Annotated in this window: 11 protein-coding genes; 10 read left to right on the top strand and 1 reads right to left on the bottom strand. The window is 67.8% G+C overall.

Annotated elements, in window-relative coordinates; all coding sequences use genetic code 11:
* Nucleotides 1-56: 56 nt before the first annotated feature.
* The 5 genes from ACT54R_RS12920 to ACT54R_RS12900 all read left to right on the top strand — a co-directional run bounded on the left by ACT54R_RS12920 (nucleotide 57) and on the right by ACT54R_RS12900 (nucleotide 3874).
* Nucleotides 57-881, top strand: coding sequence for a LysR family transcriptional regulator (locus tag ACT54R_RS12920; RefSeq protein WP_476326863.1), 825 nt, complete (start codon nucleotides 57-59; stop codon nucleotides 879-881).
* Nucleotides 882-1034: 153 nt separating this feature from the next.
* Complete coding sequence (gene egtB / locus ACT54R_RS12915) at nucleotides 1035-2345, top strand: ergothioneine biosynthesis protein EgtB (protein ID WP_476326861.1); 1311 nt, start codon at nucleotides 1035-1037, stop codon at nucleotides 2343-2345.
* Nucleotides 2345-3316 (top strand): L-histidine N(alpha)-methyltransferase, encoded by a 972-nt coding sequence (gene egtD / locus ACT54R_RS12910; protein ID WP_476326859.1) that lies wholly within the window; start codon nucleotides 2345-2347, stop codon nucleotides 3314-3316. Before egtB ends, egtD begins: the two co-directional genes overlap by 1 nt.
* Nucleotides 3317-3357: 41 nt before the next feature.
* On the top strand, nucleotides 3358-3600 hold the full coding sequence (locus ACT54R_RS12905) for a hypothetical protein (protein WP_476326857.1): 243 nt from the start codon (nucleotides 3358-3360) through the stop codon (nucleotides 3598-3600).
* A 25-nt stretch (nucleotides 3601-3625) separates the two neighbouring features.
* Nucleotides 3626-3874 (top strand): hypothetical protein, encoded by a 249-nt coding sequence (locus ACT54R_RS12900; protein ID WP_476326855.1) that lies wholly within the window; start codon nucleotides 3626-3628, stop codon nucleotides 3872-3874.
* Nucleotides 3875-3884: 10 nt separating this feature from the next.
* On the opposite strand, the gene ACT54R_RS12895 is transcribed toward ACT54R_RS12900, so the two are convergent.
* Entirely contained in the window at nucleotides 3885-4172 is a 288-nt protein-coding gene (locus ACT54R_RS12895) for a hypothetical protein (protein ID WP_168456799.1), read from the bottom strand.
* A 144-nt stretch (nucleotides 4173-4316) separates the two neighbouring features.
* Between ACT54R_RS12895 and ACT54R_RS12890 the strand changes: the two genes are divergently transcribed.
* The 5 genes from ACT54R_RS12890 to ACT54R_RS12870 all read left to right on the top strand — a co-directional run bounded on the left by ACT54R_RS12890 (nucleotide 4317) and on the right by ACT54R_RS12870 (nucleotide 12266).
* On the top strand, nucleotides 4317-6095 hold the full coding sequence (locus ACT54R_RS12890) for a potassium/proton antiporter (RefSeq protein ID WP_168456800.1): 1779 nt from the start codon (nucleotides 4317-4319) through the stop codon (nucleotides 6093-6095).
* A gap of 108 nt (nucleotides 6096-6203) precedes the next feature.
* Nucleotides 6204-6518, top strand: coding sequence for a hypothetical protein (locus ACT54R_RS12885; protein WP_168456801.1), 315 nt, complete (start codon nucleotides 6204-6206; stop codon nucleotides 6516-6518).
* A 56-nt stretch (nucleotides 6519-6574) separates the two neighbouring features.
* Nucleotides 6575-7759 carry an aminotransferase gene (locus ACT54R_RS12880; protein WP_476326852.1) on the top strand — a complete coding sequence of 395 codons (1185 nt, stop codon included), beginning with the start codon at nucleotides 6575-6577 and terminating at the stop codon, nucleotides 7757-7759.
* A gap of 177 nt (nucleotides 7760-7936) precedes the next feature.
* Nucleotides 7937-9112 carry an efflux RND transporter periplasmic adaptor subunit gene (locus ACT54R_RS12875; RefSeq protein WP_476326850.1) on the top strand — a complete coding sequence of 392 codons (1176 nt, stop codon included), beginning with the start codon at nucleotides 7937-7939 and terminating at the stop codon, nucleotides 9110-9112.
* A 4-nt stretch (nucleotides 9113-9116) separates the two neighbouring features.
* On the top strand, nucleotides 9117-12266 hold the full coding sequence (locus ACT54R_RS12870) for an efflux RND transporter permease subunit (RefSeq protein WP_476326848.1): 3150 nt from the start codon (nucleotides 9117-9119) through the stop codon (nucleotides 12264-12266).
* Nucleotides 12267-12464: the final 198 nt, after the last annotated feature.

The following is a 12464-nucleotide window of genomic DNA, read 5'->3' as shown; positions in this document are numbered from 1 at the left end:
TCGCGCTTCCGTCAATCATTGAAATTGAAACATTCTGATATTATCGTTCACTTCTGATGATGGATTTGCGCGATTTCCGCTTTCTGGAAGCCGTGGCCGACACGGGAAGCGTCACCCGTGCCGCCGGGCGGCTCGGCTGCGTTCAGTCCAACGTCACCACCCGGCTGCGGAAGCTGGAGGAGAGGCTCGGCCAGAAGCTGGTGGAGCGCATCGACGGCCGCATGGTGCCCACGGCGGCGGGGGTGCTGGCGCTGGACTATGGCGCGCGGATCGTCCGCCTGTCGGAAGAGGCCGAGAAGCGCCTGCGTTCGGCAGCCGAGGCTTTCCCGCCGCTGCGCCTCGGCACCATGGAGACCACCGCCGCTGTGCGCCTGCCGCCCCTGCTGAAGGCGGCGCGGGCGAAGCTGCCGGACCTGCGCCTGTCCATCACCACCGGCACCAGCGGCGAGCTGGTCGCGGCGATCGGGCGGGGTGACATCGATCTCGCCTTCGTGGCCGAGGAAGCGGCGGAGGCGCGTTTTGAAAGCGTGCCGCTGTTCGAGGAAGAATTGGTGGAGGTGGTGCCTGTCGGCGGGGCGGCGGAGGCGGCGGCCGTCGTCTTCCGGGCGGGCTGCTGCTACCGCGCGCGCTTCACCGAGGCGTTCGGCGAACTGCCGTTGCTGGAACTCGGCACCCTGGACGGCATCATGGGCTGCGTCGCGGCCGGGCTCGGGCGCACGCTTCTGCCGGCGGCAGCGGTGGAGCGCTGGCGCCGGGCGGGGGAGGTGGAGACGCGGCCCCTTCCGGACGGCCGGGGGCGCGTGCGCACGCTGGCCCTGTTCCGGGCCGGGAGTCCGTCCCGCCGCTCCATTGATGCCCTGATCGCCCTCGCCGGTTTCTGATCCGCACGCTCGTCTTTGAGTGGCCTCGCGCGATCGTGCTCAGCCGCATGTAACGTCGGACGTCCGAAACGCGAACACGCCCGTAGAAACCACATGTCGTCTGCGGCGTTTATCCGGGAGGCGGTTCAGTCCGCACCGGTCGAGCGAGGAAGAATGAACAAGCCCTGGAATCCGCTCGCGGCGACGCAGCCTTTTTCCTCCGATGCCAGCGGTGAAGGCGCCCGTAGCGCCGCCATCGCACGCTTCCTGAAGGTGCGCGCGCAAACCGAAGACCTGGCGCAGCGCCTCCATCCCGAAGACCAGACCGTGCAATCCATGCCGGATTGCAGCCCGACGAAGTGGCATCTCGCCCATGTCTCGTGGTTCTTCGAGACCTTCCTGCTGGTGCCGCATTTGCCCGGCTACAAAGTCGCCAACGCGGATTTCGCCTTTCTGTTCAATTCCTATTACGAGGCCGCCGGCCCTCGCCACGCCCGCTTCGCGCGCGGCCTCATCACCCGCCCCACCGTGGTGGAGGTGGCGGACTATCGCCGGCATGTGACGCAGGCCATGACCGATCTTCTGGCCGGCGCGGACGAGGAGGCCTTCGCCCGGCTCGCGCCGCTTGTGGAGATCGGCATCAACCATGAGCAGCAGCATCAGGAGTTGATCCTGATGGACATCCTGAACCTGTTCGCCGCCAATCCCCTGCGCCCCGCTTATCGTCCCGGTGGCCCGGCTGCGACGGGGGAGGCACGGCCGCTCGCCTTCATCGATTATCCCGGCGGCATCTTCGAGATCGGTCATGCCGGGGAGGGCTTCTCCTACGACAATGAGGGGCCGCGCCACGAGGTGCTGCTGCGCCCCTTCCGTCTCGCCTCCCGCGCCGTGACCAACCGCGAGTGGCTCGCCTTCCTCGCCGACGGCGGCTATCGCAGGCCGGACCTTTGGCTGGCGGACGGCTGGGCGCGGGTGAAGGCGGGGGAGTATGAGGCGCCGCTCTATTGGGAGCATCATGAGGGCGACTGGCAGGCGTTCACGCTGAACGGGCTCGGTCCGCTCGATCCCGCGGCCCCGGTCGTTCACGTGAGCTATTACGAGGCCGATGCCTTCGCCCGATGGGCCGGCAAGCGACTGCCCACGGAAGCGGAGTGGGAAGTGGCCGCGCGCGGCCTTCCCGTCGCCGGCACCTTCCTCGACACCGGCGCGCTGCGCCCGCTTCCGGCCGCCACTGACGATCTGCCCGCGCAGATGTTCGGCGATGTCTGGGAATGGACCCAGAGCCCCTACGTGGCCTATCCCGGCTACCGGCCCGCACCCGGCGCGCTCGGCGAATACAACGGCAAGTTCATGTCGTCGCAGATGGTGCTGCGCGGCGGCTGCTGCGCCACGCCCGAGGGCCATGCCCGGGCCACCTATCGCAATTTCTTCTATCCCCACCAGCGCTGGGCCTTCGCCGGCCTGCGCCTTGCCGAGGATGCCTGATGCGCGCTTCGACCCTTCTGTGCGCCGCTGAGAGCCACGAGACGCCCGAGCGCGCCGCCTTCCGCGCCGACGTGATCGAAGGGCTGTCCGCCAGCCCCAAGCAGCTTTCGCCCAAGTATTTCTATGACGAGGCTGGCTCGCGCCTGTTCGATCTCATCTGCCGCCTGCCCGAATACTATCCCACCCGCACCGAGCTGGGCGTGCTCAAGGCTCATGCCGGCGACATCGCCGCGATCGCGGGGCCGGGCGCGAGTCTGGTGGAGTTCGGCTCGGGATCGAGCGTGAAGGTGCGCCTGCTGCTCGATGCGCTGGAGCATCCTGGGGCCTACGTGCCCATCGACATCTCCGGGCCGCACATGCGCGCCGCCGTGGCCGCGCTGGCGCGGGACTATCCAGCCGTGGCCATGACGCCGGTCGAGGGCGATTTCACCCGCCCGCTGGAGCTGCCGCACCTCGGCGAGGGCGGGCGGCGCATCGGCTTTTTCCCGGGCTCGACCATCGGAAACTTCACGCCGCGTGAAGCCGAGGCCTTCCTCACCCACGCGCGGCAGTCACTGGGACAAGGGGCGGCGCTGGTGCTCGGCTTCGACCTGCCGAAGGAGCGGGCCGTGCTGGAGGCCGCCTATGACGACCGGCAGGGCGTCACCGCCGCCTTCAACCTCAACCTGCTGACCCGTATGAACCGGGAACTGGGCGCCGACTTCGACCTCGCAGCATTCCACCACCGGGCGCTCTTCAACGAAGCGGAGAGCCGCATCGAGATGCATCTGGAGAGCCGTGCGGCGCAGACGGTGCGCCTCGATGGTGCGCGTTTCACCTTCGCTCCCGGCGAGACCATCCACACGGAGAATTCCTACAAATACGCGGCGCCCCGCCTCATGGGCATGGCGCAGGCGGCGGGCTGGCGTCAGGCGGCGCTGTGGACCGATGCGCGCGGCTGGTTCGCGGTGGCGGTGCTGGAAGCCATCTGAGCCGGGAAACAAACAAGCGCCGGCCTCGTTAGTCCTGCACCATGGCTCGCTTCTGGGAAATCCAACTCCTCCGCCCCATCTGGCTCCACGACGGCTCTTGGCTGGCGACGGTGGGTGATTGCGGTCGCGTCCTGCTCCATCGCTTCGCCGAGGGCGAGCAGGGCCCGGAGCTGGACAGCGCCCTCCGGGCGGTGATCGGCGCGGCCGAGGCGGGGCGGCCGGAGGATGTGGCCTTCGCGGAGCGGCAGGTGCGGCTTTTCTTTGAAGTGCGCGCCCTGCTGTGAGGCGAGCCGCAAATGCGGCCATCATGTGACCGCGATCGCCGGCTACCGGTGCCCTATGATCTGCGCCGTCTGCGACCGATGCCACCGCCGTTCCATCCTCTCCCCGCGTGGCGAGGAGGGCGAGAGGATCGACGACACCACCGAAAGCAAGGGGATGTCCCTGCGCTGCGACCTGTGCGGCAGCCGGCGGGTGCGCCTCGTGCGCGTCGCATCGCCGTTCGAGGCCGTGGCCTTCATCAACGGGCGGCTGGCTCCGGATCGCTCCGGCGGATGATTTCGGGAGTCTAGGAGACGGTCATGCCCGTTTCGGTGCGGTCCGCGCGATAGGCGCGCTTGGATGTCCCGGAGCCGTGGAGAGAGCCGTTGGAATAGAGAGCGCCGTTCTGGATGCTCCGCCCGTCGGCATCGAGCGCATAGACGCCGACCCAGGTGCAATGGTCACCGTCATCGTCCGCCATGGCGAAGGCGAGATCACGATCGAAGCAGACGGTTTCGCTCTGAAGGAGAAGTTTTCCCTCTTCACTTACCATCGCCATGACCAAATAGGCGTTGGGGGTGCCGCTAGATGTCATTCGCGTCCCTTTCCGCCCCCGGATCGGTCCGTCCGTAGTACAGAATTGGTAATTCGGCACCGCGACACTAGGAACCTTACGCCTTAGACGAACGTCGCGCTACTGTTCCGTTCTGGATTCGAGGGGGTGAGGCATTTCGGGCACATGGGATCGGTTGTCGTCTCCAACATAGTACTCCTCGTGGTTGCGGCGCTGGTCGTGGTTGGCACGCTCTCCAGCCTGCTCGCTGCGCGGTTCGGTGCGCCCATCCTGCTCGTCTTCCTGGTCGTCGGCGTTGCGGCCGGCGAGGGAGGGCCGGGCGGCATTCATTTCGACGACTACTGGGCCACCTACATGGTGGGCTCCGCCGCGCTGGCGGTGATCCTGTTCGACGGCGGCCTCAGGATGCGGGTCGCCTCGATGCGAGGCGCCATCCTGCCCGCCGTGGGCCTTTCGACGGTGGGCGTCGCCTTCACCGCCGCTCTGGTGGCGCTGGTGGCGTCCCCGCTGCTCGGCCTCGGCTGGATGGAGGGGCTGCTGGTGGGCGCCATCGTCGCCTCCACCGACGCTGCCGCGGTGCTGTTCCTCGTCCGTGCGCAGGGGCTGCATCTCGGCCGGCGGGTGGGCTCGGTGATCGAGATCGAATCGGCCACCAACGACCCTGCCGCAGTCTTCCTCACCGTGCTGCTGGTGGAACTGCTCACCAGCCATATGGGCGACCCCGGCCTTGCGGTGGTGTTCGGCGCGCTGCGCGAGATGGTGGTGGGCGCGGTGCTGGGCCTTGCTGGCGGCTATGCGCTGGTGGCGCTGCTCAACCGCGTGGACCTGCCGGGCGGTCTTCATCCGGTGATGGTGGTGGGCGTGGCGGTACTGCTGTTCGCCCTCACCTCGCTGCTGCACGGGTCGGGCTTCCTCGCTGTCTATCTGGCCGGGCTGGTGGTTGGAAACCGCCCGGTGCGGGCCATCGCCTCCATCACCTCGTTTCTCGACACCATCACATGGCTCTGCCAGATCGTGATGTTCGTGATGCTGGGCATGCTCGTCTCGCCCGAGAAGATCCTGCAGTACGCGCTGCCGGCCCTTGGGGTGGCGGCGTTTCTCATTCTCATCGGGCGGCCGGCGGCGGTGTTCGCCTGCCTCGCGCCGTTCCATTTCTCGCTGAAGGAGAAGCTGTTCGTCTCCTGGGCCGGCCTGCGCGGCGCGGTCTCCATCTTCCTCGCGACCATTCCCATGCTGGCGCACCTGCCCATGGCCGAGGTGTATTTCAACGTCGCCTTCGCGGTGGTCGTCGTCTCGCTGATCCTGCACGGATGGACCATGGGCTATGCGGCGCGGCGGCTGGATGTGGCCCTGTCCGATCCCGATCCCGGCGTGCGGCGCTTCGAGATCGACCTGCCGGGACAGACCGAGATGGAGCTGGTGGCCTATCCTGTCATGGCGGGTACGCCGGTGGTGGGGCAGGTGCAAATGCCCCCGTGGGCGCGCCTCGTCATGGTGGTGCGGGCCAACGAGACGCTGACGCCGGAGGCGGCCGGCACGCTCAAGGCCGGGGACTACGGCTACCTCCTCGCGCCGCCCAAGCGCGTCCACCAGCTCGACCGCATGTTCCGGCCTGAGGAGGCGACGCCGCTCGACGACAGCGCCGCCTTCCCCTTCGTGGGCGAGGTGCGGCTCGGCGATCTCGCCAGCTTCTACGGCCTCGCCGTGCCGGACGCCGAACTTGGCCTCACCATCGCCGACGCCTTCGCCGACCGCTCCGACGACAAGCCCGCGCCGGGCATGCGCATCGCCTATGGCCATGCGGTGATCGAGGTGCGCGCCGTGACGGACGGGCGGGTGAGCTATGTGGTGCTGCGCCTTCAGGCCGGCCGCCTCAAGCGCTCCATCGCCCGCGCCCGCCGCCTGCTCGGCTTTCCGCCCGAGCAGGACGACGACGACGAATAGAAGGGGGCAGGGGGCGCCGCCGTCATGTTCATGCCGCGAGCGCACGCCAAACAGGGCCTGGGCAAACCGGGCTTGGGTTGGCGTCGTCGGTACGAGGAGATCCACTGGATGCGACTGTTCATGCGCCGCCGCGGCGAGGCGGGAGCCGGCCTCGACGCCTCGCGTGCCCTCGCCGATCTGGTGCGCACCACCCTGTCGCTGGAGGAGGCGGCGACCGTCTCCGTCTCCGAGATCTCGTGCGGCGATCCGGCCTGCGGCGGGGCCGAGACGGTGGTGCTGGTGATGCGCCCCGGCCGCCGCACCGAGGCCGCCAAGGTGCTGATGCCTATGGGGCAAGTGACGCCGGAGGCGTTGCTGGCGGCGCTCAAGCCGCTGATGCCGGGGGATGCGGCGGTGTCGACCGGGCTTTCCGAAGGGGCCTGAAGGGTCTAAAGGGCGCGGGCCAGACCCCTTGTCGCCCTTTCCATCGCGAATTTCCCATGTCCGATCCGCATTTTACGCCGCGCCCGCTCAATCCCATCTATGCCGGGCTGCCCACCACCATCTTCGAGGTGATGTCGGCGCTCGCCCGCACCCATGAGGCGGTGAACCTCGGCCAGGGCTTTCCGGACGATCCGGGTCCGCTGGACGTGCGCGAGGCGGCGGCGCGGGCCGTGGTAGACGGCTGGAACCAGTATCCGCCCATGATGGGCCTTCCCGAACTGCGCCGTGCGGCGGCCACGCATTATCGCCACTGGCAGGGGCTGGAGCTCGATCCCGACGCCGAGATCATGGTGACCTCCGGTGCCACCGAGGCGTTGGCCGGCGCGCTGTTCTCGCTGATCGAGCCAGGCGACGAGGTGGTGCTGTTCCAGCCGCTCTACGACGCCTATTTGCCGCTGGTGCAGAGGGCAGGGGGCATTGCCCGCCTCGTGCGGCTGGAGCCGCCCTCCTGGGCCATGACGTCGGAAAAGCTCGACCAGGTGTTCTCCGAGCGCACCAAGCTCGTGCTGTTCAACAATCCACAGAACCCCACCGGCGTCGTCTACGACCGCGCCCAGATGCAGCTCCTTGCCGACTATTGCGTGCGCTTCAACGCCTATGCGGTGTGCGACGAGGTGTGGGAGCACGTGGTGTTCGACGGGCTCACGTTCGAGCCGCTGATGGCTTTGCCGGGGATGCGCGACCGCACGGTGAAGATCTCCTCCGCCGGCAAGATCTTCGGCATGACCGGCTGGAAGGTGGGCCTCGTCTTCGCCGCGCCGCATTTGATGAAGGTGCTGTCCAAGGCGCACCAGTTCCTCACCTTCACGACGCCGCCGAACCTGCAGGCGGCGGTGGCCTACGGCCTCGGCAAGCCGGACGACTATTTCACCACCATGCGGGCCGGCCTCCAGCGCTCCCGCGACCGCCTTGCGGCGGGGCTGAAGGGGCTGGGCTTCGAGGTGCTGCCCTCGCGCGGGACCTATTTCCTCTCCATTGACCTCGCCGCTCACGCCAACGCCTTCGACGACGAGGCCTTCTGCCTCGATCTCGTGAAGACGCGGAAGGTGGCGGCCATCCCGGTGTCGGCCTTCTATGCGCAGGATGCGGTGAAGAGTGTGGTGCGCTTCTGCTTCGCCAAGCATGACGCGACCATCGACCGGGCGCTTGAGCATCTGGCCGGACTGGTTCGCAAGTTCTAACCCAAGGTCAAGTTAGCGCGGGCAGTCAAGCGCAGCCTTGGCCATTCACGAATGCGTCATTGGCTTGGCTTCCATAGCGGAATGGCGTGACAAAAGCTTAATTGGACCAGCGCGCTCAATTGTTGTTGCATTGCGGCGCGAAACGTTTTGGACGCCGTGGGAGTCTCGAGGACATTCATGCCAGCCGAGAATGCACCGGGTAGCGCGAAGAACGGCGGATCGGCCGGCCGCAAGATTGTCCTCGCAGTCCTGTTTCTGGCCCTCCTCGGCGGCGGGGCGTGGATGTGGGACAAGAAGCCGTGGCTCGCCGCCAGCGGTCAGAAGACGGCGGCGCCGCCGCGCATCGTCTCGGTGCTCGCCGGCAAGGCGGAGCGCACCTCTTTGCCGGTACGGGTCGAGGCGCTGGGCACGGTGGAATCCATGGTCACGGTGCCGGTGCGCTCCCGCGTCGCCGCCGCCGTGGAGAAGGTGGGCTTCGCCGACGGCGCGACCGTGAAGGAGGGCGACCTCCTGTACCAGCTCGACCCGCGCGTGATCGACGCACAGATCCTCCAGGCCGAGGCGACGCTGAACCGGGACAAGGTGCAACTGGAAAAGAACCTGCGCGACGTGGAGCGTTACGCCGGCCTTGCCACCCGCAATGCGGTCTCGCAGGTGCAGGTGGACGATGCCCGCACCACCGCCGACGTGCAGAAGGCGACCGTCGCACAGGACGAGGCGAACCTGACGGCGCTCAAGGTGCAGCGCGGCTATTACGAGATCCGCTCCCCCGCCACCGGCCGCATCGGCGTTTCCGCGGTGCGCCCCGGCACCGTGATCCGGGTGGACGACACCCTCGCCACAGTACGCCAGCTCGCGCCCATCTATGTCGCCTTCGGCCTGCCCGAGCGCTACATCGCCGGCCTCCGGGCGGCGAACGATGCCAAGGTGTCCTTCACCTTCCAGGGCACGGGCGAGACCATCTCCGGCGGCGCGGTGGCGGTGATCGACAACACCATCGAGCCGCAGACGGGAACCCTCACCGCCCGCGCCATCTTCCCCAACGCCGACGAGAAGCTGTGGCCGGGCGCCCTCGGCGCGGTGACGGTGACGCTGCGCATCGAGGACAACGTGGTCGCGGTCCCGAGCGAAGCGGTTCAGAACGGGCAGGACGGCCCGTTCGTCTTCATCGTGGACGACGGCATCGCCCATGTGCGGCAAGTGGCCGTCGCCCGAACGGTGGACGGGCGCACCGTCATCGCGAAGGGGCTCGACGGCGGAGAGACGGTGGTGACGGATGGCCAGCTCTCCCTGCGCGAGGGCAGCCGCGTGAACGTGCGCACCCGCACCGCCACGCCGGCCACCGGGAGCTGAGGCCATGTTCTCCGAACTGTGCATCCGCCGCCCGGTGATGACGACACTGCTTATGCTGTCGCTCGTGGTGGCGGGCCTGTTCGCCTATCGCCAGCTTCCCGTCGCGGCGCTGCCGCGGGTGGACTTCCCCACCATCAACATCACCGCAAGCCTGCCCGGCGCCAGCCCGGAGACCATGGCGACCTCGGTGGCGACGCCCATCGAGCGGCAGCTCGCCACCATCGCCGGCATCTCCTCGCTCACTTCCTCGTCCACCCAGGGCTCCACCTCCATCACGGTGCAGTTCGACCTGAACCGCAGCATCGATGCGGCGGCCCTCGACGTGCAGTCCGCCCTCTCCGTCGCCCAGCGCCAGCTGCCGGACGAGATGACGACCCCGCCGAGCTTCCGGAAGGTGAATCCCGCCGACGCGCCGGTGATCCTGCTCGCCATCTCCTCGGACACGCTGCCGCTGTCGGCGGTGAACGAATATGCCGACACCCTGATCGGCCAGCAGATTTCCCAGTTGCCCGGCGTGGCGCAGGTGCAGGTCTTCGGCTCGCAGAAATATGCGGTGCGCATCCGCGTCGATCCCGCGGCCGCCGGCGCGCGCAATATCTCGGCCGACGACATCCAGCGCGCGGTCGAGGCGGCCGCCTCCAATACGCCGCTCGGCATCGTCTCCGGCCCGAAGCAGGCGCAGACCATCGACATGGGCACGCCCAAGGCGGACGCCTCCCAGTTTCGCCGGGTGGTAGTGAAGGCCCGCGACGGCTCGGTGGTGCGGCTCGAGGAGATCGCCAACGTTTCCGACGGCGTGGAGAACGAGCGCGTCGCCAGCTGGTTCAATGACCGCCGCATGGTGGGGCTGGCCGTGATCCGCCAGCCGGATGCCAACACCGTGCAGGTGGTGGACGAGGTGCGCGCGCGCCTGCCCCAGTTCCGCGCCCAGCTCCCGGACTCGGTCGGCATCGAGGTGCTCAACGACCGCTCGGTCTCCGTCCGCGACGCGGTGGCCGACGTGCAGAAGACCCTGTTCGAGGCCATCGTCCTCGTGGTGCTGGTGATCTTCCTGTTCCTGCGCAATGTGCGCGCGACGATCATCCCCTCGCTGGCGCTGCCCCTGTCGATCATCGCCACCTTCGCGGCCATGTGGGGCTTCGGCTATTCCATCAACAACATGACGCTGCTGGCGCTCACGCTCTGCGTCGGCTTCGTGGTGGACGATGCCATCGTCGTGCTGGAGAACATCTATCGCCACGTGGAGGCGGGGGAGAGCCCGTTCCGCGCAGCCCTGCGCGGCTCGCGGGAGATCGGCTTCACCATCATCTCCATGACGCTGTCGCTGGTGGCGGTGTTCATCCCCGTGCTGTTCATGGGCGGCGTGGTGGGCCGGGTGTTTCGCGAGTTCGCGATGACCATCTCGGTGGCCATCCTCGTGTCCGGCTTCGTCTCCCTCACGCTCACGCCCATGCTTTGCGCCCGCGTGATGAAGCCGGTGGACCACACGAAGAAGCCCGGCTGGTTCTTCCGCGTGACCGAGCGGATGTTCGATTCCTGGCTCAACACCTATCGCGTGAGCCTTGATTTCGTCTTGCGGCACAAGCCCTTCATGCTCATGGTGACGTTCGCCACCATCGGCCTGTCGGTCTACCTCTACATCGTCATCCCCAAGGGCTTCTTCCCGCAGGAGGACAACGGCTTCATCACCGGCACGGTGGAGGCGGCGACCGACAGCTCGTTCGCGGCCATGGTCGAACGCCAGAAGCAGGTGGCGGACGCGGTGCGCGCCGATCCGGCCGTGGACTACATCGTCTCCACCGCCGGGGCCACGGGCATCAGCCGCACCACGAATTCCGGCCGGCTCTTCATCGCTCTCAAGCCCAAGGGGACCGGCCCAGGGCAGCGCGCGGGATCGGCCAACGATGTGATCCAGGGTCTGAGGAAGCGCGTCGCGCAGGTGCCCGGTGTCAACGTCTTCTTCCAGGCGGTGCAGAACATCGCCGTGGGCGGCGTCGCCTCCAAGAGCCAGTACCAGTACACGCTGCAAAGCCCGGATACCGGGACACTCTATGCCTTCGCCCAGACAATGGAGCAGCGGCTCGCGCAGCTTCCGGGCCTCAGGGACGTGACCTCCGACCTTCAGATCTCCAACCCCCAGCTCACCATCGAACTGGACAAGGACAAGGCGGCGGCCCTCGGCATCACTGAGCAGCAATTGCGGGATGCGCTCTACACCCAGTTCGGCACCCGCCAGATCGCAACGCTCTATACGCCCACCAACCAGTTCGCGATCATCGCCGAGGTGCAGCCCATCTTCCAGCGCGACCCGAGCGACCTCGGCCGCGTCTATCTGCGCACCACCTCCGGCAATGTCGTGCCGCTTGAGACGGTGGCGAACATCAAGCGCACGGTGGGGCCGCTGTCGGTGCAGCACCAGCAGCAGCAGCCCTCCGTCACCATCTCCTTCAACCTCGCGCCCGGCACCTCGCTGGGCCAGGCGGTGGAGGAGATCAACGCGGCGGCCGCCGAGGCACGGGTGCCGGACAGCGTCGTCACCGGCTTCCAGGGCACCGCGCAGGTGTTCCAGGATTCGCTCTCCAACCAGCCGCTTCTGATCCTCGCCGCTGTGGTGGTGATCTACATTGTCCTGGGCGTGCTCTACGAGAGCTTCATCCACCCCATCACCATCCTCTCGGGCCTGCCCTCCGCCGGCATCGGTGCGCTCCTGACGCTCATGGCGGCGGGGATGGAGCTGTCGGTGATCGCCATCATCGGCATCATCATGCTGGTGGGCATCGTGAAGAAGAACGCCATCATGATGATCGACGTGGCGCTGGAGCGGCGGCGCGCCGGGGCGGCGGCGCAGGATGCCATCCGCGAGGCGGCGCTCTTGCGTTTCCGGCCGATCATGATGACCACGCTCGCCGCCATCTTCGGCGTGCTGCCCATCGCGCTCGGTGCCGGCGCCGGCTCCGAACTGCGCCAGCCCTTGGGCGTCGCGGTGGTGGGTGGCCTTCTTGTGTCGCAGCTGCTCACGCTCTTCATCACGCCGGTGGTCTATCTCTATCTCGACCGGCTGGACGCCATCGTCCATCACGCCGTCTCGGGCCGGCACGAGGAAAAGGCCCATCCCCCGCATCCGGCAGCGCCCGAGCGGATGGCGGCGGAGTAGGGGGCAGGGAGCGGGCGGGGCAGGAGCAGGGGGCTTGGCCTTCCGCCATCTCCTCCCGCTCGCCACCAGCCCGCGCATGCCGTTGGGCGATACCTCCCGGTGTTGCGCCCGCGCCCCCATGACAAAATGATTAAGGAACCGTGACCAGTCCTCGCCTTGCGAGGAATTGCCCCAACGTCGCCGCTTTGTTATCCCGCC

It is taken from the genome of Xanthobacter sp. DMC47, from assembly GCF_056313845.1.
This window is presented reverse-complemented; position numbering and strand designations above follow the sequence as displayed.

What these genes read in the sequence shown, in the direction of transcription:
- ACT54R_RS12920 (WP_476326863.1), top strand. Translation starts at nt 57, where the DNA reads ATGATGGATTTGCGCGATTTCCGCTTTCTGGAAGCCGTGGCCGACACG.
- ACT54R_RS12905 (WP_476326857.1), top strand. Translation starts at nt 3,358, where the DNA reads ATGGCTCGCTTCTGGGAAATCCAACTCCTCCGCCCCATCTGGCTCCAC.
- ACT54R_RS12875 (WP_476326850.1), top strand. Translation starts at nt 7,937, where the DNA reads ATGCCAGCCGAGAATGCACCGGGTAGCGCGAAGAACGGCGGATCGGCC.
- ACT54R_RS12895 (WP_168456799.1), bottom strand. Translation starts at nt 4,172, where the DNA reads ATGACATCTAGCGGCACCCCCAACGCCTATTTGGTCATGGCGATGGTA.
- ACT54R_RS12890 (WP_168456800.1), top strand. Translation starts at nt 4,317, where the DNA reads ATGGGATCGGTTGTCGTCTCCAACATAGTACTCCTCGTGGTTGCGGCG.
- ACT54R_RS12870 (WP_476326848.1), top strand. Translation starts at nt 9,117, where the DNA reads ATGTTCTCCGAACTGTGCATCCGCCGCCCGGTGATGACGACACTGCTT.
- ACT54R_RS12885 (WP_168456801.1), top strand. Translation starts at nt 6,204, where the DNA reads ATGCGACTGTTCATGCGCCGCCGCGGCGAGGCGGGAGCCGGCCTCGAC.
- egtB (WP_476326861.1), top strand. Translation starts at nt 1,035, where the DNA reads ATGAACAAGCCCTGGAATCCGCTCGCGGCGACGCAGCCTTTTTCCTCC.
- egtD (WP_476326859.1), top strand. Translation starts at nt 2,345, where the DNA reads ATGCGCGCTTCGACCCTTCTGTGCGCCGCTGAGAGCCACGAGACGCCC.
- ACT54R_RS12880 (WP_476326852.1), top strand. Translation starts at nt 6,575, where the DNA reads ATGTCCGATCCGCATTTTACGCCGCGCCCGCTCAATCCCATCTATGCC.